General features: G+C 37.1%; 13 protein-coding genes. 8 read left to right on the top strand and 5 right to left on the bottom strand.

Annotated features, from left to right (window positions below; translation table 11 throughout):
* Positions 1–392: 392 nt before the first annotated feature.
* From VXS03_RS04580 to VXS03_RS04555, 6 genes are all read left to right on the top strand, one after another.
* On the top strand, positions 393–1,415 hold the full coding sequence (locus tag VXS03_RS04580) for a HoxN/HupN/NixA family nickel/cobalt transporter (RefSeq protein WP_327762235.1): 1,023 nt from the start codon (positions 393–395) through the stop codon (positions 1,413–1,415).
* 266 nt (positions 1,416–1,681) lie between these two features.
* Entirely contained in the window at positions 1,682–2,020 is a 339-nt protein-coding gene (locus tag VXS03_RS04575; RefSeq protein ID WP_327762234.1) for a DUF1971 domain-containing protein, read from the top strand.
* Positions 2,021–2,032: 12 nt separating this feature from the next.
* Positions 2,033–2,665 carry a deoxynucleoside kinase gene (locus VXS03_RS04570; RefSeq protein ID WP_327762233.1) on the top strand — a complete coding sequence of 211 codons (633 nt, stop codon included), beginning with the start codon at positions 2,033–2,035 and terminating at the stop codon, positions 2,663–2,665.
* A 450-nt stretch (positions 2,666–3,115) separates the two neighbouring features.
* Positions 3,116–3,358, top strand: coding sequence for a hypothetical protein (locus tag VXS03_RS04565; protein WP_327762232.1), 243 nt, complete (start codon positions 3,116–3,118; stop codon positions 3,356–3,358).
* 253 nt (positions 3,359–3,611) lie between these two features.
* Entirely contained in the window at positions 3,612–4,763 is a 1,152-nt protein-coding gene (locus VXS03_RS04560) for an iron-containing alcohol dehydrogenase (RefSeq protein WP_327762231.1), read from the top strand.
* A gap of 437 nt (positions 4,764–5,200) precedes the next feature.
* The gene (locus VXS03_RS04555; protein WP_327762484.1) at positions 5,201–5,677 is read left to right on the top strand and encodes a hypothetical protein; all 477 of its coding nucleotides are present in this window, start codon (positions 5,201–5,203) and stop codon (positions 5,675–5,677) included.
* Positions 5,678–5,916: 239 nt separating this feature from the next.
* Here VXS03_RS04555 and VXS03_RS04550 read toward each other — a convergent pair whose 3' ends face one another.
* From VXS03_RS04550 to VXS03_RS04530, 5 genes are all read right to left on the bottom strand, one after another.
* Entirely contained in the window at positions 5,917–7,077 is a 1,161-nt protein-coding gene (locus VXS03_RS04550; RefSeq protein WP_327762230.1) for an ABC transporter substrate-binding protein, read from the bottom strand.
* Between the two features lie 19 nt (positions 7,078–7,096).
* The gene (locus tag VXS03_RS04545; RefSeq protein WP_327762228.1) at positions 7,097–8,026 is read right to left on the bottom strand and encodes a porin; all 930 of its coding nucleotides are present in this window, start codon (positions 8,024–8,026) and stop codon (positions 7,097–7,099) included.
* Between the two features lie 654 nt (positions 8,027–8,680).
* Positions 8,681–11,356, bottom strand: coding sequence for a molybdopterin-dependent oxidoreductase (locus tag VXS03_RS04540; protein ID WP_327762227.1), 2,676 nt, complete (start codon positions 11,354–11,356; stop codon positions 8,681–8,683).
* Between the two features lie 381 nt (positions 11,357–11,737).
* On the bottom strand, positions 11,738–14,650 hold the full coding sequence (locus VXS03_RS04535; RefSeq protein WP_327762226.1) for a GH92 family glycosyl hydrolase: 2,913 nt from the start codon (positions 14,648–14,650) through the stop codon (positions 11,738–11,740).
* A gap of 256 nt (positions 14,651–14,906) precedes the next feature.
* Complete coding sequence (locus tag VXS03_RS04530) at positions 14,907–17,432, bottom strand: GH92 family glycosyl hydrolase (protein ID WP_327762225.1); 2,526 nt, start codon at positions 17,430–17,432, stop codon at positions 14,907–14,909.
* A gap of 859 nt (positions 17,433–18,291) precedes the next feature.
* Between VXS03_RS04530 and VXS03_RS04525 the strand changes: the two genes are divergently transcribed.
* Together VXS03_RS04525 and ptsP are read left to right on the top strand one after the other, a co-directional pair.
* Positions 18,292–18,609, top strand: coding sequence for a PTS fructose transporter subunit IIB (locus VXS03_RS04525; RefSeq protein ID WP_065193308.1), 318 nt, complete (start codon positions 18,292–18,294; stop codon positions 18,607–18,609).
* Positions 18,610–18,637: 28 nt separating this feature from the next.
* Positions 18,638–21,133, top strand: a complete 2,496-nt coding sequence (ptsP, locus tag VXS03_RS04520) for a phosphoenolpyruvate--protein phosphotransferase (RefSeq protein ID WP_327762224.1) — start codon at positions 18,638–18,640, stop codon at positions 21,131–21,133.
* Positions 21,134–21,255 lie beyond the last annotated feature (122 nt).

Here is a 21,255-nt window from a genome sequence, read left to right as displayed (position 1 = left end):
CATTCACCTTTTATTCTTTTAAATTATTTTTGTATTTAGAGAGCCAAAATATACTGTGCTACTTTTATCGATATAACAACCATTAAAAATTAAATACATACGCCTGAGGGATGTTTATAATGATAGACAACCGATAAACCACACATAAAAAACGGCTTTACCTTTCGCCAAAGAAAAACATAAAGCAATGAAATATAACAATTAAATTATATTAATTTAGAACTAAAACGAACTTAACATAAGAATTTAAGCAGCGAAACAAAAGAGAATGATAACTATTATTAAAAGAGCAATGTTATATTTCATTTGCACGGTTGATAAACATTAAATTTCACTCATCCTCTCAGCGTAATTTTCTAAACATAATCAATGAAGACTAGAGATTTAATCTAATGAAAATCAGCGATAATACAAAAAAAAATGCGATATGGTTGGTATCTAGCCTTATCTTCATCAATATAACAGTATGGGTTATTGCTGTACTTGCCTTCTATCAGCACCCCGCAATGCTTGGTATGTCACTATTAGCGTGGTCTTTAGGTCTACGCCACGCTGTCGATGCTGATCATATTGCGGCTATTGATACCACCACAAGAAAAATGATGGAACAAGGTAAAAAACCTATCACCATTGGTACTTTTTTTTCACTTGGTCACTCAACTATTGTGATGTTAGCTGCAGCAGGTATTGCGTTAACCGTTGGTACATTTAAGTCAAAAATCCCTTTTATCAGTGATATTGGCGGTATTATAGGTACTAGCGTTTCTATTTTATTTTTATTAATCATGGCCTATATCAACCTTAGAATTTTTCTTTCGGTCTATAAAAAATTCAATGCTTATAAACAAGGTATTCGTCCAACAGATGCGGATTTAAATATTCAATTAACCGGACCATTAAATAAATTATTCCATTTTTCATTTAAATTTATAAATAAAAGTTGGCATATGTATTTTATTGGTTTTCTATTTGGATTAGGTTTTGATACCGCAACTGAAATTACGTTATTAGCACTATCAGCAACCAATGCCTCTCAAGGAATGAACATCTGGTTAATCATGATCTTCCCGGTTTTATTTACCGTCGGTATGTCATTAATAGATACCCTAGATAATCTAGTGATGCTTGGCGCCTATGGGTGGGCATTTTCAAAACCCTCACGTAAGCTTTACTACAATATGACTATTACTGGAATTTCTGTGATCGTGGCGTTGATTATTGGTGGCTTAGAAGCATTAAGCGCCATTGCATCAAGTTTAAAATTAAGCGGTTCATTTTGGGATAGCATTAATACCATGACCGATCACTTTGGCATCGTCGGTATTGGCGTCATTGCGATATTTATTGGCTGTTGGATACTGTCTATTATTAATTATAAGCTACGCAGTTACGATAAACTTGATCAACCAATCTAAACTGTTAAATTAAAAATAAGAGGCCGTATTTTCAATGGCCTCTTATCTAAACCTAATAATAGAATTTCTCTCAACTTAGATAATTTCACTTCAAAGTGCCGCTTCACTATCATAATCAAAAATAACTCGATTTATTTATCGTATAAAAACAACACCTTAAGCTAAAAAAGAACAATCTAGATGACAATAATTATCATTTCCCTTGAAACCCACAACTAAAGATGTATTATTAATGCATCTTTAGTTGGCGTTAACAGAGTGTACTTATGAGCCATTTAAGAATACCTAAAAATTGGACAATTCAACGATCAACAGCTTTTTTTACTAAGGACAATGTACCACCAGTACTCTTGTCACATCACAACACGGCTAAAGATGTCTTTGGTCAACTCTGTGTAATGGAAGGCCAAGTCGTTTACTACGGCTTTGCTAATAGCACCGCAACAGAACCAGAAGTACGTATTGAAATTAATGCAGGGCAATTTGCAACCAGCCCACCTCAATATTGGCATCGTATTGAATTATCAAACGATGCTCAATTTAATATTAATTTTTGGTCTGATGCAGATAAGAAAAACGAAGTATTATTTTCAGGTAAAAAATAGAGAAATAAGTCTATGCAGAAAGCTCTCATTGTATGTATTGAAGGTAATATTGGCTCAGGTAAATCGACTTTATTACCTAAACTCGCAGCAATGCTACAAGCCGACACTATTTTAGAACCCGTAGATACAGATCCAGAATTTCAACGATTATTAGGATTATTTAGCCGTGATCCATCAGATGTTAATGCTCGCAATAACTTTCAGTATTACATCACAACACAACGATCTAATTTATTAAAAAACTTAAATCCTAATAAGCGTTATGTTATCGAACGATCTTTATTAAGCGATCTCGTCTTTACTCATACTTGCATGTCAAACTACGAAAATACCGTTGAAGATGCAGCAAAACACATGGATTGCTATAAACATTTAATTGCTAAAATCCACGACTACCCAACAATAGATTATTGTATTTATTTAAAAACCAAACCTGAAATTGCTTATCAAAGGATGCGAAAAAGAGCTCGCCCTGAAGAAATGACCTTATCATTACGTTATTTGACTGATCTGAGTGCATTTCATGACGCCGTATTACCTCAAGCTTGTCATAAAATGGGAACGACATTAATCGAAGTTGATTGGGATAATCCAAATGCGATGGATTTACTAAGAGTTAAATTATCTGGCTTGAATTTAGAATAATTATATTATGAAGATTAAGTAATATAAAATTAAGAAATACATCTATTATTATCCTTCTCCCGATTTCATGTAATAACTATTATATGAAATCGGAGCTACTGCCTTTAACCTCAATTCACCGTGTAAAATTCAAAAATATACCCACCAGAAAAATCACTATAAAAGCAGAAATTTAATTTACCTTCATGATTAGTCACCTCACATGATCATTAGAATATAAAAATAACCAGAAGCTCACTTCATACTTAAAAAATTATTAACGCTTATTGGGATTTTATCTATATTCCAACAAACTACCGACCATCTCCTTTTACTACATCAATCATTACAAAATGGTAATAATCTTTTTCACTTTGACGTTATTGTTTTGTTTTTGGTAATTGTTAATATACCCCCATCAAAACGCAAACAGCGTTGACAAACAATTATAAATATAAGGTTATACGACTCATGAAAACAGTCATTAAAGCAATTATCGCTACCGCTATTATCGCTACTTCTTACACTGCATCTGCACGTGATGGCGCATTCACAGGTAATGTTAGTTTCAACAACAAAGCTAATAACACTGTGGTTGCAAGACATTACGCGGTAAATGGTACTACTGACAAATCACATTCAGGTATTGTCATCACAAATAAAAACACTCAGATGACGTTTGCAGAAAAACTACTCTCCGCAGCGGATAAGTAATAGTTTTGCAGTAGGCAATTACACTTAACGTACAATTTCATTATTACTTATAAGTAAAAGTGTTTTGGTTTTATATTTATTGTTACCAAAATAACAAGGTGTAAAATAATCATATCGACACCAATCATAACCACTAAGTTCGATATGGCATATTACATCATCAGTCGTTTATAACATGACATCAAATAAATTCAGACTTATGGCTATCGCGGTAAGTCATTATAAATTAATCAATAATTATCGGAGCTTTACTATGAGCAATGTATTTTACATGCCACCTGTCACCTTAATGGGTCCTAATGCAATTCAATCTCTAGGTGCTGAATTAGCGTCAAAAGAATTGAAAAAAGCACTTATCGTTACTGATAGTGTGTTAGTTGAAGTGGGTCTGGTTAGTAAGCTAACAGATGAGCTAACAGCACATAACCTTGATTACGTTATCTATGATGGTGTGCAGCCTAATCCAACAGAGAAAAATATCGAAGATGGTCTTGCCCTATTGGCTGAAAGCAAAGCAGACTTCGTGATTTCATTTGGTGGTGGTTCATCACACGATACAGCAAAAGGTATTGCGCTAGTTGCAGCTAACGGGGGTCATATTCGTGATTACTCTAAAGGTGTTCACTTATCGAAAAAACCACAACTGCCATTGGTAACAGTGAATACAACAGCGGGTACGGCATCAGAAATGACAGTATTTGCGATCATCACTAACCAAGAAGATGAAACTAAATATCCTGTAGTTGATAAACACTTCACCCCTATCATCGCAGTTAACGATTCAGAGCTAATGGTAGCAATGCCTAAGTTCCTCACTGCAACGACAGGTATGGACGCATTAACTCACGCAGTTGAAGCGTATGTTTCAACAGCAGCGACGCCAATCACTGATGCATCAGCAATCAAAGCGATTGAGTTAATTGTTAACAACTTAGAAGCAGTAGTGAATAACGGTCAAGACCGTGAAGCACGTGATGCAATGCAGTACGGTGAATACTTAGCGGGAATGGCATTCTCAAATGCTTCTCTCGGTTACGTGCACTCAATGGCGCACCAATTAGGTGGTGTTTACGACCTGTCACACGGCCTATGTAACGCTATTCTACTTGCTGAAGTGTCACGCTTTAATGCCAAACAAGTACCTGAGCGTTTTGTTGATATCGCCAAAGCAATGGGGATTGATACGGCAACGATGACACAAGAGCAAGCGGTTAACGCAGCCCTTGAAGCAATTGATGGTTTATCAGCAGCAGTTGGTACTAAACAACGTTTAGCAGATCTTGGTGTTACAGAAGATAAGCTCGCATTTATGGCGCAAAACGCCCTAAACGATGCATGTTCTTTAACTAACCCACGTAAAGCTAGCCTAGAAGAAATCGTTAATATATTTAAAGCACGGATGTAATTATTCTGACTATCAATAATTACAGACTTTAACAAACAAAAGACTACTGATTTATGATTAGTGGTCTTTTTATATTATTAATTTTCCTAGCTAATACCTGCATATTGTTATCCTTTATAAATTAGAAATATATTTCCCCTCACATACACAAAAAATAACACCAATCAGAAGCATACAAATATCATATGTATTACTTTTTATTTAAACATAATATCTATTTAAACATTTCATTTCAAACAGGCCGACCATAATTATTAACAAAATTGAAATCAAATATTTAATTAATAGAAAACAAATAACCATACCAACACTTACAAATAAATTGTAGCATTGTTATATATATAATAAAGAAAGGTAGAAAAACAATCTCAAAATTATAAATACCTGGTTCAATATAGCTATGTTTTGTATTTTATAAGGACATTTACACAATGAATATTTTAAAAAAATTAAACTTCCAAATAATTCCTATTCAAATTTTTCTTTTCGCCTTTTGGTTTAAAAATGGATTTATTGATAAGTTTTTTGGTGTAACCATTGCAGCATTCAACCCAACAGAGGCTAATAAAGGCGACTCATGGGCTGGGTGGGAATCATATATAACAGGAAGCTGGAATAAATCAGAGGTAGCACACGCACTGTTTACTCCTGCATATGATATTTTATTTCCAATCATCATTTTTCTTCAATGTTTACCAGTAGTTATGATTATAATTGCTATTATTAATGGTGAATTTTTATATGACAAAACACATAACTTCACAAAACGAGCAGCTACTACATCACTATTTGTAACAAGTATTTTACTCTTTAGTCAAACTATTGCTGGCGCATCTGATGGTCAGTATTTATGGCAGTTATTAGGTTTTGGTATGGTTTTAATCATGTACTTAAAATCAATTAGCAAATCATAGAGTTAATTTTAAAGCCCCTAGTATAGGGGCTATTTAAGATTAATAAATAATACTTATCCGTAAATATTTTTATTATAAACTATTAAACCTAATAAGCATTCACTCTAATTATACAAATGAATAACAACATAAGAATATTAACTAATATTTACTTAATAAAAAATTACACTAATTTTATTATCAGAGGGATTGAAGTAATCTACTATCAATACTCAATATTTTATCTAATTAAACATAAACTATTGCGCCATTATTTTAAAATTACTGATACCAAAAATACCTTTCACATCATGATCACCAAGCTGCTTATTCATTTCTTCAAAAGTATGTTCCGGATTTAGATCTTTAAATAACTCAGGACGAATCCATTTAGCAAAATATTCAAGTGCAACAAGATTATAAGGTGAGTTATAAAAAGGTTTATACACAGCGTAAACATTCTTAGTTTGGAATGCTTTAGTTGCTTTTAACCAATCTCGAGACATTAGCTGCGTGGTTTGATCCTTTATTGCTTGAGAGTTCATTGCATAGCCTAATGGAATACCATGAGTCGCTTTACCTGTTTTCTTATCAATCCACCCAGCTGACTGCATAATATATACATCAGTGTTAGCTGTAATAATGGTTTCGGGTGACATTACTCCTTTATGCGCCCCTTTTAATGGCTCTGTTGCAATATTTTCAGCTTTTAACAGAGTAATAAAATCACTCATATTGCCGCCAGAATAGGTATCACAGCAAGATTCAAAGGTATAGCCTGCAGCTGTCTCAAGAAAGACATTTTTGGATTTAATTTCAGGATGTTGTGTAATGACATCCTTAATATGATTTAAGTGTTTAAGGTAATAATCAGAGAATGCTTGACCTCGTTGCTGCTGGCCTAATGCGGTTGCAACCGTCGTCACTGACTTTAAAGTATTGGCAATGGTTTTTTCACGGAAATCAGCAGTAATCACCTGAATACCGGCTGCATCCAACTTATTTATCAATCCTGTAGACTGGGCTTTTTTTGCACTGTCTAAGCCAATAATAAGTACATCAGGCTTGGGTTTCATATTAATAAAAGCTTCAGCATCAAACTGACCTTTACTGATCTTGCCAATGGTATGTGCCTTTGCTAATGAAGGGTAACGTTTAAGGTAAAGATCATACATGCTGGGGGCTGAATTTTTCATATCATCACGCATCGCAACTAAATGCTTACCCGCATTTTTGCCGTATACGATTTCTAATAATGGAAAGTTACGAGCCGTGCCTAATGCAATATGTTCAGGTTGATGATCTAACGTGATCGAGCGACCAGTAATATCGGTGACAGTCATTGGATAATCTGCAGCAAATGCAGAAAAAGAAGCTATCGCGCCAAGAGCAATAGTCAATGTTTTTAAGCGAATTTTCATAGTAAAGCCTTTTGATAAATTAGAAGTCGTAACGAATACCAATCATTTCCTGCACATCATTATTAATAGTGTCTACATTAATGGCGGCATAGGTCCTGAACTGGCTATTCCATCGCGCGGTAATATCGACATTAGCCGCACGAGTGTCATCCGCATTATCAAAGTTCAATTCACCAAACCCGATAGTCGCAGTGTATATTGGGTTGAATTTATACGCAGCGACAACATCATAGCCGTTACCTGCTTTACCCTTAACTTTCTGTTTAGTATACAAAGTACCAAGGTATAATTTATTAAGTTGATAACCTAAACCAATATCAAATTGTTGTTTTGATTGCTGTTGAACTTTAGTTTGTTTAGCAAAACCTATTGCGGTTATAAATCCTGTATCACCGATTGTTTGAGAACCCGCGACAGAGAAACCACGATCAAAATCCCCCTTTGATTTACCTTCTGCTCCGGCATAGTTTGCGCTTAAAGTGGTTCCGAAGTCGTTGGTATAAGTAGTAGCAATACTGTTGGCGATACGCTTACCAACTTTAAATTTATCTGCAGCAATCGCTCCATAAAATGCTTGAATATCCGTAATATCAGTAACAATGCTCATCGCACCGTCTGTCTTACCATACACAAGGGTTGCATAACCGTTATCTAATACCGCTTTAATACCAGCATATAGATGACGTGTTTTTTCTGATTCAGCTTTAAATTCCTGTTCGAAAACACCAATACCACTAATAGTGTTAGTTAGTTTCGTCTCACCCGAAATCTTAACTCTCGCTCGACTTAAGTCGTTAATATCATGATCTGCATTTTCAGATCGCGCTTCAATTCGACCACCAATATTTAGTTTTGAATCATCTGTTTTATAAATGGTTGCCGCATTTATAGTGCCACTTGCTGTTGCCAGACATAACAACCCCAGAGCAAGTTTATTGTTATTAATCAAAAATCACCTCAGTCAATTAAGCATCATTTGATGTTACCTTTCGGTAAAAGAGAATGAGAATAATAATCATTTAATAACAGTTGTCAAATTTTGTTACACTTTTTATCCTTAAAAAACATATATATTCGCAATAGATATATTTATTTAACTCATTTTAGTCGCATAATTTTACATATTTGAGTACTGCGGCCTATTAGTATCGTTAGTATTCATAGTGAGAGTAACATCATCCACCAGCGAATATTTCATAACGAACACACCACAAAAAATACGTAATAATGTCGCTAAATCATGAGTCACCTCAAAGGTTAAAATTATTTAATTCAATAAGATAGTTCTGATATTTTAAGTTTAATTGACATAAAGAAAAATAGAGGGGGAAGGTTAATAAACGCATTATTTTGAGTAGATAGGTGAGGAGTAGAATCAAACCAAAGGACTGCCTCGCAAGCTAATTGTTCAGGATTAACTTAGCGAGGCACAAGATTTTCGTAGCCAAACAAATTTATTATGAATCATAAGGCTTAACAATATCGGTTGTTTTATTTTGTGGTATTGGCCTCATAATCTGCATTTTTTTATAAAAAAAATCCGAACACTCCATTGAGTTGTTCGGATTTTAATCATATAAAATCAATATCTAATCTAAATTAATTACGCTTTTGCCGCGTGTTTATCTAAATATTCTAAAACAAGTTTACGATCAGCTGCGTTTAAACCCGCACGAGGGAACATACTTTGCGTGATCCCTTCCCACTGTGCACGAGTATGTGCTGATGGATTCGGTGCCGCATGACACATAGTACAACTTGCATAGAAAATTTCTTGACCACGACTGATCTTCGGCGCTTTTTTTCCAGAATTTGCTTTATGAAGTAATGCAATACGACCATCAATATTCAAATCAACCATAGGTAAAATAGAACCATCATTAGGCCCTGTTGGTTGTTCGATCATTGGTGGTTCGTACGCTTTGTTTGGTGAACATGGATCGGTACATTTTTTATAGTATGCTAAACAAGTATTCGCACTTGTACCTTGGCTTAATCCGCCACATGATTGATCCGATGTAATAATATTAATCTGACCACTATTACAACGGCCTAATTTATCAAGTTGCATCCATGCGCCTTCATGTAGACATGCTACGCCACGACGAACTTCTTTTGATAATTTAGCGCCACACAGTAATGCACCACGATCATTGTGTAACTCAACCAAATCACCGTCTTTAATGCCTTGAGCATGCGCATCTTGATCGTTAATCAATAAGTACTGACGTCCATCAACACACTCATAACTATTGGTATCTGCGTTTGCCATTTGTGAGTGTAAACGCATCCAAGGGTGTGGGCTCAAAATATGCAATTGTCCTTCTTTAGCATTACCTAAAAACTCAAACGGTTGCATATAAGTCGGTACAGGTGGGCAGTCATCCAACTTCATTTTAGCGATAGATTCACTGTATAGTTCGATTTTACCTGATGGCGTATGTAATGGGTGTTTCTCTGGATCATCATAGAATGCACCATGACGTTGCCAGTAATCTGCTTTTTCTGGGGTTGGCATAACAGTAACGCCATCTTTCCAGAATTCATCAAACGGTTTAATTTTCGCAGCCGTTGATGACTCATAAGCGGTTTTAAGCAGCGTCATCATATCTTTACCCGTAGTATATTTATCTTCTACGTGGAAAATTTTTGCTAAACGACGGAAAATCTCATAATCATCTAAACTTTCGCCATAAGGTTCAATCACTTGCTGCATAGCATAAACTTTATTATTGCTATATGTGCCGCCAGAAGTAATATCAACCCGCTCTAACGCACTTGTTGCGGGTAAAACAATATCGGCAAATCGAGCTGACGCACACCACCATGTATCCTGACAAACGTAAGTCTCAACTTTATCATTCATTGCTTTAATTAAAGCATTAAGGTTTTGTTGATGTGAGAACAGATTATTACCTGAGTTATAGACCATTGATATATCAGGGAACTTTAACGTTTGACCATTATAAGTAAATGACTTACCAGGATTACGTAACATTTCAGATTGCAGAACAACCGGACAACCTGCAGAGACGGGGTTAAAGCCTTGGCCTAATGTTACAGGTAATGATGCACCTGATTGTGGCATACCACCGTTACCATAGTGCCAGCTAAAACCAAAGCCTTCACCTGGTTTGCCAATTTTACCGGCCATAGCCGCAAAGTTAATGATCGACCAGTGGATCATCTCACCGTGATCAGCTCGTTGAACCGCCCAACCCGCTGCAATTTGGGTTTTTTTAGATTTAAATAATACTGCTAGCTTTTTAATTTCATCAGCAGGAATACCGGTAATTTTAGCTGCCCATTCAGGCGTTTTAGCTACGCCATCTTGTTTACCTAATAAGTAATCAAGATATTGTTCATAACCTACAGTATATTTTTTCAAATATTCAAGATCAGCTAGTTTTTGATCTTGTAAATGGAAAGCCATTGCATTAAATAATGCAGTGTCAGTACCTGGAATAATTGATACCCATTCACTGTCTAAATTATGATCGGTCGTGGTCCGTTTAGGGTTAATGGAAATAAACTTAATCCCTTTTTGTTTCCACTTAAGCCAATGACTTTGCATTTGATGATCAGCAACACGGAATTCAACCCTGTTTGTTTTCCAAGGATCACTTCCCACTAACACAAATACTTCAGTATTTTCTTCAATAACAGGCCAAGCTGTTTGAGGTGAATATACTTCCATATCACCGACAATATGCGGCAAAATAACGGTTGAAGCACCTGCAGAATAGTCACCAATAGTAGTACTACAGCCGCCAATTAAATTAAAGAAACGACCTTGAACAACAGGTGGGCGTAATAAGCCTGTATTTGACCAGCCATCATAAGATGAGTCAAAAATACCTTGGTTACCTTTGTTTTCAATGGTATGCAAAATAGCACTTGCTGTTAATTGTAATGCTGTATCCCAACTTACTCTAACAAACGGTTCTTTACCGCGTAATTCAGGTTTAGTGTCACCACCTAAATTTTCTAAATATGATTTACGTACCATTGGATATTGAATACGTGTTTTATTATAAGTTCGGCTTAATAAACCTTCTAATAACATTTCAGTTGGCAGTGGATCAATTTCTTTACGAGGTTGAATACCGACTAATTTACCGTCTTTTACTACACCATAGAAAGGTCCCCAGTGGCTTGCACTAGGAATTAAAATTGTATCATCAGCAAATGCAAAATTAGCGGGGAATAGTGTTAAACCATTTGCTGCAATAGCCGTGGCGATAGCTGATTTTAGAAAGTTACGACGAGAAATAGGCATAATATCTCCAATTGCCATTTATATTCTAAGCGCCTTGAAAATAATGATATTAAATGCATTGAGCTCAATACTTACTAATGACAATAAATTACTTGCCATCAAAAATACTTATTAACAATACATAATCTATCAAATATTTTTAATAGCTTTATTTTTTATTTATATATGGATATATCATGAATATTACGCTTTATTTCAATTTAAAATAAATCTTAAAATAACAAACACTGATTCTATAAATGACTTCATAATCAATACAATTTTTGATATTGATTATGATTTGAATATTAAAAAGAGGAATAAAAAATCCCACGGTAGTTAACCGTAGGATTTGAAGAACAATAACTATAAATAATTTTTATATCAAAAAAGCATAACTCTTTATCGAGCACCAACAGGTAGTGATTTCTCGTGTAAGAACTCACCAATTCCAGTATCTGGTGGTGTAGAGTCAGCGGCAGCACCCCACTGTTTATTTGGTGTATCACCCATAGTAAATACTAGGTCACCACCGTACATAATCTCATCATGAGTCAGATAGGTACGATTAAACGTCTTACCATTAAACGTTGCGTTTTGAATAAAGATATTTTCGCGACTTACGTTCTTTGCGATGACATTAAACGACTGTCCGTTACCGACATCAATGGAGGCAGTTTCAAACATCGGGGTACCAATTTCATAAATACTGCCCGCATTCACTGGATAGAAACCTAGCGCACGGAACACAAACCATGAAGAAAGCGTACCAAAGTCATCATTACCACAAATACCATCAGCAGTATTGTCGTAACAAACATTGGTTGATGCAGCAATGGCTGCTTGTGTTTTCCATGGTTGGCCGACGTAATTATACAAGTAAGATACATGTAGATCTGGTTCATTACCCTGTACATGTTGACCTACGTTACCGGTATTAAAAACAGGGAACTGGTTATCACCCGCATTACGGTCTGGATATGTTGACCAGTATTCATCTAAACGCGCCGCAAATAATTCGCCTTCTTTTGCTTCAGAGTTAAACTTACGATCCGCTTGAGTCATCAGATCTTTTAAACCATGAATATCATGCTGCACACTAAAGAAGTATTGCCAGCCATTTGATTCAGAGAATGCCCAGTTAAACATGTCAGGACGCCAATCTTTACCAGCATTTCCACCTGTTACAGGATCAGTCCAGTTTTTATCAATAAATTGACCATTATTATCACGCGCCTTAAACCAGCCTTTCCATGGCGTATGTGCTTCCCCGCCAAAATCAAACTGTGCTTGCCAGTTATTTGAGCGATTAGCAAATTCTGTATAACGTGGATCATTTTCGCCAAACACCAAGGCAATCGATTTTGCAATCATCCAATCATTCATTGAATATTCAAGTGAATATGACGCTGTCCATGAATCTTTAAAAGGTGAGTGCTTACCATAAGAATCCGTTTCTGTATCATGAAGCTGCGCTGGCACCCATCCATTTTTTTCGTATTCACCAATCCATGACACACCTTGGCTAGTTGCTGCACGCGCATCTGTTACCATGGCGGTAATTAAGCGCGCTTTAATATCATTTTGATCTGCCTGACTAAAACCAAGTTCTGTCATTCGCGCATCAAGGATGCCTTTAGCAAGTACATCATAAATAACCGGGGTTGAGTGCATCCCCATCATCATGCCAGTTTCGTTTCCTTTAAATGTCCACTCAGGTAAGCGACCTTTACGAGATTCCCCTGCATGACCTGCCGCATCAAGAGGTGTAAATTCTTCTTCTGCATAGGACAGCATTGACAATACGACATCCGCTAATGCATTAGGAGTAAAGATAGACGCTAGCGGTTGTACATTTCGGTATGTATCCCACAGAGAGAAAGTATCATAACGAGTAAAGTCAGCCTTACCATCATTGTTAGCATCGGCTAAACGAACATCATCCACTAATGGTGCTTCTTGACCCCAAGATGGACGACCATTTGGATAAGCATTACGACCTTGGAAAGCACGATAATATTTACCATCAATATCTGAGTGGGTTGTTTGGCCTAAAAAAGCATGGTACATCGCGGTATAGAAGGTTTGCTTATAGGCTTCATCACCTTCAACTTTTACTTTACCCAGTAACGCTTCCCACTCATTGGTGGCATCTAAACGTACATCATCAAAGTCTTTTCCTTCAACCTCGGTCATATTTAAAAATGCACCGCTCAATGGCTGATTATTTGTACCGTCATTACCAATTGCAGTACTTGATAACGCCAATTTTGCTTCAACGGCTAACCCTTGTTTTTCAGTATCAAATTCAACATAAGCGCGAGCATATTGATATTTACCAAACACATCACGATCATTAACCGCGTCATAGGTTTGAGAGCCTTTAATTGACCCTATTTCAGTAAAGTCAGCTGGCGCATTAACGTATTGTTTGGTCTCTTTGTCATAATAAGCAAAACGGACATTTTTGATCGGTTGATCAAACTCCATCACAAAATATTCTTTCTGAGATGCCGCCCAACCATCAGATAAGCGATGACCAATCAAACGGTTATTTTCTTTATCCCAACGAATAAAAGAATCAGAAGTGTAATCCCAGTTAAGCTTAAATCCGGTATTAACGATAATTTCAGATTTCGTATCGCGTGGGAACGTATAACGATGCACACCAACACGATCAGACGCTGTCAGTTCAGCGGTAATGTCATAGTCAAGCAGCTCAACCTTGTAATAACCTGCAGTCGCTTGCTCATCTTTGTGCTTAAAATGGGATGCTTCTAAATTGAGGGTTGCAGAACCTTCATTGATCATAAAATCTGAACGGGAGTTAATTGGCATTACCAAAATGTCATTTAAATCTCCCGCACCAGCGCCAGATAAGTGAGTATGAGAGAAACCACTAGTGCGAGCATCATGATAATAATAACCAGAAATATATTCCCAACCATTAGAGCCATTATTTGGTGACAATTGCACCATGCCATTGGGCGTTGTTGCACCTGGGTAAGTATTACCTAAATTACCAGTACCTATAAATGGATTAACGTAGCGGGTGACATCCATGCCCGACAAATCAACCGGAATATGAACCCCCATATCAATAACTGGGTTTTCTGTACTTGGTTTATCATCACAATCACCGTCCCCAGTCGGTGGACAAACGGGCTTATCCCCTTCGTCAACAGGAGGAAGAGTGCCATCACCATCAGGGACAGTAACATTAACATCAATATTATGCGTGTCGTCATCACAAGCAGTTAAACCCAATGTAGCAGCAATAACGGCCATTGAAAGTAGGGTACGTTTGAATTTCATTTCAAATCCTTTTCTAATTTATATATTATTTTTAATGCTGCTATTAATAGTTATTAATAAAAAACCCATTAACGACCATGTTGTAATAGGCAGTATTTAATAAATAAAACAATGTAATTTAAACCCACCGTTTAATTAATATTGACGCGTAACTATCAATGATGATTAAACAATGAATGATATAAAGAAACGAACAGTATTGAGAGGCAGACAAATCTAATCAACTTTGTCTGCTTCAAATATAACTAATATTAAATTATTTAATTGTTGGCTTTTTATTGGTCATCACAAAGTGTAATTCGCCACCAGCCATAATTTCACTATGGGCAAAGGTATAATGATTACCCAATGGCTTTCCATTAATAGTGACTGATTCAACATAGATATTATCAGGACTATTATTTTCAGCCGTTATCGTAAATTGACCGCCATCAATATCAAATTTCACTTCATCAAACAGTGGTCGTCCAATAGTATAAATCGGTGCGCCAGGATTAACTTGATAGAAACCTAATGCACCCATAATGTACCAAGCTGACATTTGACCTACATCTTCGTTACCAATTAAACCCGCTTTGGTTGGATGGAAAAATTCTTTCATTGCCTGATCGACATATTCTTGTGTCTTCCAAGGCTCTGCCGTCCAGTTATACAGATATGGTACATGGTGATCGGGTTCATTACCCATGATGAACTGACCAATATAACCCGTCATATCACCCTGAGAAGTGTCAGCTTTATCATTTGCAGTAAATAACGCATCTAAATTTTGTAAGAAACCAACCTCACCACCCATAGTTTGTTTTAAACCAGCAATGTCATGCGGTGCAAACCATGTCCATTGCCATGTATTACCCTCAGTAAAATCTTGACCACGGTGTTCAGCACGATAAGGCCAAAAAATATCAAATGATGTCGCATCATTAATATCACAGTTAGATGGCAGTGGTGAAATAGGATCCCCTTGACCGTCAATGGCACATGATGGATAGTTATTTACCCATGAACCATCATGATTTTTAGGGCGCATAAATCCAGTTGCACCGTATTTAGCATATTCAGCCTTATTGAGATCAAAGTAAGGCTTATAAGCTTGTGAACGTGCCATGTAACGTTGATATTGAGCATCATCTCCCGCTAACTTAGCGATTTGGGCAATACACCAATCGTAGTAAGCATTTTCTAATCCGTATGACACCGATTCATTAACCAATTCATCGTATTTATCTTGGGCGATACCACCATCTTGAGGCTTTTTCTTAGCATCCGCTGGCACATACCCGTGTTGCTCAGCATATTCACCATGACGGGTCATGACCGTAAAACGTTTATCACCATTCCACGCATCTTTATAAGGCACCCAATCTTGCGTAATAGTTAAATCAAAGTTAGCTGACACATCCGCAGCTTTTAGTGCTAATTCAAAATCTTGTTGAGTAAAAGCATCAGGGTATTTCACCATTACATCAGCAATCACAGAAACGGCTGGGTAACCGACCATTTCACCGGTGTAATCAGAATGCAATTCCCACTTAGGTAATACACCACCGGTTTTAAATTTATTCATCAAATCATGGGCGTATTCAATTGCACGTTCTTTATCAATAATGGTTTTAAGTGGATGAGCTGCGCGGAATGTATCCCACATAGAATACACTGAATAGTTAGTAAAATCGGCATCAGCTTGATGGACTTTGCCATCCATACCACGGTATTTACCATCAACGTCTTGATACACAAACGGCGCGACATAAGTACGGTAAAGCGAAGTATAGAACATGGTCTTATCGGCTTGGGTTCCGCCTTTAATAGTAAATTTATTTAATATTTTCGCCCATTGTTGTTGGTTATCAGCCACAACATCATCAAAATCATAGCCGTTATCGTCAGCCTGTAGGTTAGCCATAGCACCATCAATACCAGTGCCAGAAATAGCAATCTTAACGGTAATTGGTGACTCACCTTCCCCAAAGTTAAGATGGGTCACCACATCACGCACTCGATCACGTTTATCGCCATACCCTTGATAATCAGCTAATCCAACTTCTGTGGCTGCCGTTTGTTTACCTTCAACATACGCCATGTGACCACTAAACGGTTCTGAAAACTCAGCATAAAAATATACCGTTTGCCACTGACCCCATTCATTACTGGTACGTGCTCCCGCGATAGCATTATCTGCCACTTTTTTATAATAAATACTGCGAGAGTGATTACCGTATTGTTCTAGAAGTTCATGCTGTAAATCGATCTTTACTTTACGATCGGCACCCGCTGGAAAACTATAGCGCTGAAAAGCAACTCGATCCGTTGCTGTTAATTCAGCTTTAACTTTTGTTTCAATAAGATCAACCGCGTAATAACCAACTTTTGATATTTCAGTTTGCTTATCCATCGTAACAGCAGTTGAGTGAAAACCGGTATAAGGCAAGAAAGCAAAATCATTAAGATCCCCTTTACCTGCACCTGAAATATGAGTGGTACTAAAGCCCGATAATTGGTTTAAATAATGATGATAATCAGATGGGGATCCTTTGCCATCCCAATTAGTTGGATTCCAATTATCGGGGCTTGGCTGGATCATACCTTCAGGCGTGACAGGGCTAGGATTAACATTACCTAAACCATCAGTGCCAATCAAAGGATCAACATAATTAAGCACCGCTAATGCTGGCAAATTGTCATTTTTATCTGTTAATGATTGAGTTGAATTATCATTATTACAGCCAACAAGACCAACAGAAAATGCAATAGCGGTTGCGACGATTGACAGTTTAAACATGGTTTCCTATCCCTATTTTTTAATTGCACCATACTCTTACTGAGTAAGGCCGATATTATTAAAACAATTGGATTAATAAGATTAAATAAAACGACTATTAGTCTTATTTATTCATAGTCATTTCACTGGATTATTAACACGCATTATTAAAAATAAAGAATTATGGTGATATAGGATAATTTACGCATTCACTGTATATTTGTAACAGCACCTAATAGCTGTGAGTGGGCTCTCATTGTTATATAGCAATATTTTGGCTCAATATCACAATTTACTGTTTTTATTTAAATAATAAATATCAACTCTGAATTTATATATCTTAAAAGTTGATATTTGTGATTTTAATAAAGACTGCGTAATCTCACATAAAAAACATTTAGATAACATAATGCTATGAAAGTGATATTTATCCAGTATTTATATTTTAAATTTAAGTAATAATTACCTAGCGTTTATATATATAAAATATTGTCATTATCTTCCAGAACAATGACCTTTAGCAGCATGCAGTCCCCCGCTCATGCTGCCTTTTTCTTTCAACCTAACGACAACCACTCTGCTATTCGATCACCTTTTTTCACTATTTATAAACACGACCAATAATAATTGCTCCATAAACTCCTACAAAATAATCCGGTAATCATCAAAACACTGTGCTTCCTTAAATAGCCAGCGCACAAAAATGCTAATCATTACTGTGAATATGCACCTAAAATGCAATGAGATCCTTATCACGGTTGGTTATTACGGTTACAAATGTCCTATAAAAGCGTCGTTTCTCTTCTATCTTGCTCTCTATTAACTGCTTATATTGATGCCATTGCCCTAGCATTACATTATCTAACAGCAGGAGAGACATATGAGAGTTGTCGCGATTACCGCATGTCCAACAGGGATTGCACATACCTACATGGCAGCCGACAAGCTCACTGAGACAGCGAAAAAACTCGGGATCACAATAAAAGTCGAAACCCAAGGAGCAATGGGAGTAGAAAATCGCCTCACCGACCAGGATGTTGAGCGTGCTGATATTGTTATCCTTGCGGCCGATATTAATGTCGAGCAGAGTGACCGTTTTACAAAACACCGCTGTCTAGAAGTTTCTATTCAAGATGCATTACAGCATCCACGACGCATTTTTTCTCAATGTCAGCAACTGTTGTTAGCTCACCAATAACATTAAATAAATTTAAGGCGTATTATTTATGACTCATCAATTTCAATTTCAATGTGTATTACCTAATGGCATTCATGCACGTCCAGCTAACCATTTAGAACAACAGTGCCGTCAATTTGAGTGTCAAATTACACTAACGAATCACCGCACCAATAACTCAGGCGATGCAAAAAGTGTTTTAGCTTTAGTGGGTACAGATACACTATTAAACGATAACTGCACAATGAGCTTTGAAGGCGTAGATAGCGAACAAGCCAGTCAAGCACTTCAAACTTACATCGAACAACAATTTCCACATTGTGATGAAGCATTACAAACGTTATCGGATGATAGCGAAATCGTGTTACCGCAATCATTATTACGCCACCAGCCCCATTTGATCACAGGTAAACGTCTTGCCCCTGGTATTGGTTGTGGTGTACTCGTTGCAATGAGCCAAATTGATCCACAGCAATTTGCGACAACAACCCACGATGACAATGAAGCCCAACGTTTTGAGCAAGCACGAGCACAAGTTAGCACTCACTTAAATAACACCATTGCTAATGGTTCACACCATGAACAAGAAATCACTAGTGCGCATTTAGCGATCATTAATGACTCAAGCTTCATTGAGGGCGTAACAACCCTGCTAGCAACTCATTCTACTGCCAATGCTATTTTAGCGGTGATGGAAAAATTGTGTCATCAACTAGAGCAGTCAGCAAGCAGTTACTTACGTGAACGCGTACTGGATATCAAAGATGTATCAATCCAACTATTAACAGCAGCATACCCAACTGTATTGGATAACCAAACTGCATTTTCACTCCAGCAACCAAGTATTGTTATCGCGAACGATTTAACGCCGAGTCAATTTTTAGGGCTTGATAAAACATTATTGCAAGGCTTAGTATTAACTCATGCAGGCAGCACATCACACACCGTCATTTTAGCGCGCGCATTCAATATTCCAACACTCTCTGGTATTGAAATCAAAACATGTACAGCGGCATTGAATCATCGTGTTTATGTTGATGCTCAATTAGGTGTTCTAGCTATTGAGCCTAGCACCGAAGTTAGTGGTTACTTCAACCGAGCTATTACATTGGCAAATACGCTTAAACAGCAACAAAGTCAGTATGCCCACCAGCAAGCAACCACTGCTGATGGTCACACTATCGAAGTCGCGGCCAATATTGCTTGTTCAATTGAAGCTGATAATGCCTTTGCACAAGGAGCTGAGGGTATTGGTTTATTCCGTACTGAAATGCTGTTCATGGATCGTCATCAAGCACCCGATGAAGAAGAACAATATAATCATTACCGTGAAGTGCTCGCAGCGGCGAAGGGTAAGCCTGTGATCATTCGCACCATGGACATAGGTGGTGATAAGCCCATTGATTACCTTGCCCTACCCCATGAAAATAACCCATTCCTAGGTTACCGTGCAGTGCGCATTTATCCACAATTCTTAGCGCTGTTCCATACCCAATTAACGGCTATTTTGCGTGCATCAGTGCATGGCAAAGCCAAAATCATGATTCCGATGATTCAAAGCATTGAAGAGATTCGCTGGGTTAAGCAACAACTAGAAATTGTTAAACAACAACTAACATCACAGAACATTGCTTTTGATGAAAATCTTCAATTAGGAATCATGGTTGAGATTCCATCAGTGGCGTTTATTGTTGATTTGTTCTGTAAAGAAGTTGATTTCTTCAGTATTGGCTCAAACGATATGACCCAATATTTATTAGCCGTTGATCGTGATAATGCCAGTGTGTCAAAACTGTATAACAGCTTAGCTCCAGCTTTCCTACGCTTATTGAAGCAAGTGGTTACTACCGCACATATTCATGGCAAATGGGTGGGATTATGTGGTGAGCTTGGTGCAGACAATAAAGTTTTACCATTACTCGTCGGTGCTGGCCTTGATGAGATAAGCATGAGTGCACCAAAAATTGCGGCGACCAAAGCACAACTATCTGAGATCAACTTTACTGACAGCCAAACGTTATTTGCAGAAGCATGTGAATGCGCCACTATTGAAGAAGTAGAGACGTTACTTGAACAACGTCATACTCAAGCACAAGTTAAGCCGATATTAGTTCAGCAATGTGTTTTTAAAGCAGCCGATTTTGCCAATAAAGAAGAAGTGATTCAAGCGCTAGTCGGTAACTTGGGTATTCAAGGCCGTACTGATGAAGTATATAAACTTGAAGAAGATGTTTGGGCTCGTGAAGCCGTATTCTCGACAGGGTTAGGACATGGATTTGCGATTCCACATACTAAATCTGACCATATTCGTCATTCTAGTATCAGTATTGCGCATCTCGATAAACCGATTGATTGGATGTCAGATTCTGGTGAGGTTGATTTCGTTATCATGTTAACCTTGAATAAAGACCAAGGTGATCAACATATGCGTATTTTTGCCGGCCTTGCTCGTAAACTTATTCATGAAAGTTTCCGTGACAGTTTACGTCAAGCCGAATCACCAGAAGCCATTATTGCCATTATTACGGAACAAATTGGCTTATAATTCAAATGTAAGCTTATCAATATAAAGCTCCTCTCTTGAGGGGCTTTAGTTTTTAAACCACCACCAAATTATCAATCGTCGTTATCCCCTTCCCTTACCAACTTACGCTCTAAAAATGACCC

This window comes from Photobacterium sp. S4TG1, from assembly GCF_036040035.1.
Classification (GTDB): Bacteria; Pseudomonadota; Gammaproteobacteria; order Enterobacterales; family Vibrionaceae; genus Photobacterium.
Note: the sequence above shows the minus strand (reverse complement) of the source record. Positions and strands in the feature narration are given on the sequence as shown.

What these genes read in the sequence shown, in the direction of transcription:
- VXS03_RS04580 (WP_327762235.1), top strand. Translation starts at nt 393, where the DNA reads ATGAAAATCAGCGATAATACAAAAAAAAATGCGATATGGTTGGTATCT.
- VXS03_RS04575 (WP_327762234.1), top strand. Translation starts at nt 1,682, where the DNA reads ATGAGCCATTTAAGAATACCTAAAAATTGGACAATTCAACGATCAACA.
- VXS03_RS04570 (WP_327762233.1), top strand. Translation starts at nt 2,033, where the DNA reads ATGCAGAAAGCTCTCATTGTATGTATTGAAGGTAATATTGGCTCAGGT.
- VXS03_RS04565 (WP_327762232.1), top strand. Translation starts at nt 3,116, where the DNA reads ATGAAAACAGTCATTAAAGCAATTATCGCTACCGCTATTATCGCTACT.
- VXS03_RS04560 (WP_327762231.1), top strand. Translation starts at nt 3,612, where the DNA reads ATGAGCAATGTATTTTACATGCCACCTGTCACCTTAATGGGTCCTAAT.
- VXS03_RS04550 (WP_327762230.1), bottom strand. Translation starts at nt 7,077, where the DNA reads ATGAAAATTCGCTTAAAAACATTGACTATTGCTCTTGGCGCGATAGCT.
- VXS03_RS04540 (WP_327762227.1), bottom strand. Translation starts at nt 11,356, where the DNA reads ATGCCTATTTCTCGTCGTAACTTTCTAAAATCAGCTATCGCCACGGCT.
- VXS03_RS04535 (WP_327762226.1), bottom strand. Translation starts at nt 14,650, where the DNA reads ATGAAATTCAAACGTACCCTACTTTCAATGGCCGTTATTGCTGCTACA.
- VXS03_RS04530 (WP_327762225.1), bottom strand. Translation starts at nt 17,432, where the DNA reads ATGTTTAAACTGTCAATCGTCGCAACCGCTATTGCATTTTCTGTTGGT.
- VXS03_RS04525 (WP_065193308.1), top strand. Translation starts at nt 18,292, where the DNA reads ATGAGAGTTGTCGCGATTACCGCATGTCCAACAGGGATTGCACATACC.
- ptsP (WP_327762224.1), top strand. Translation starts at nt 18,638, where the DNA reads ATGACTCATCAATTTCAATTTCAATGTGTATTACCTAATGGCATTCAT.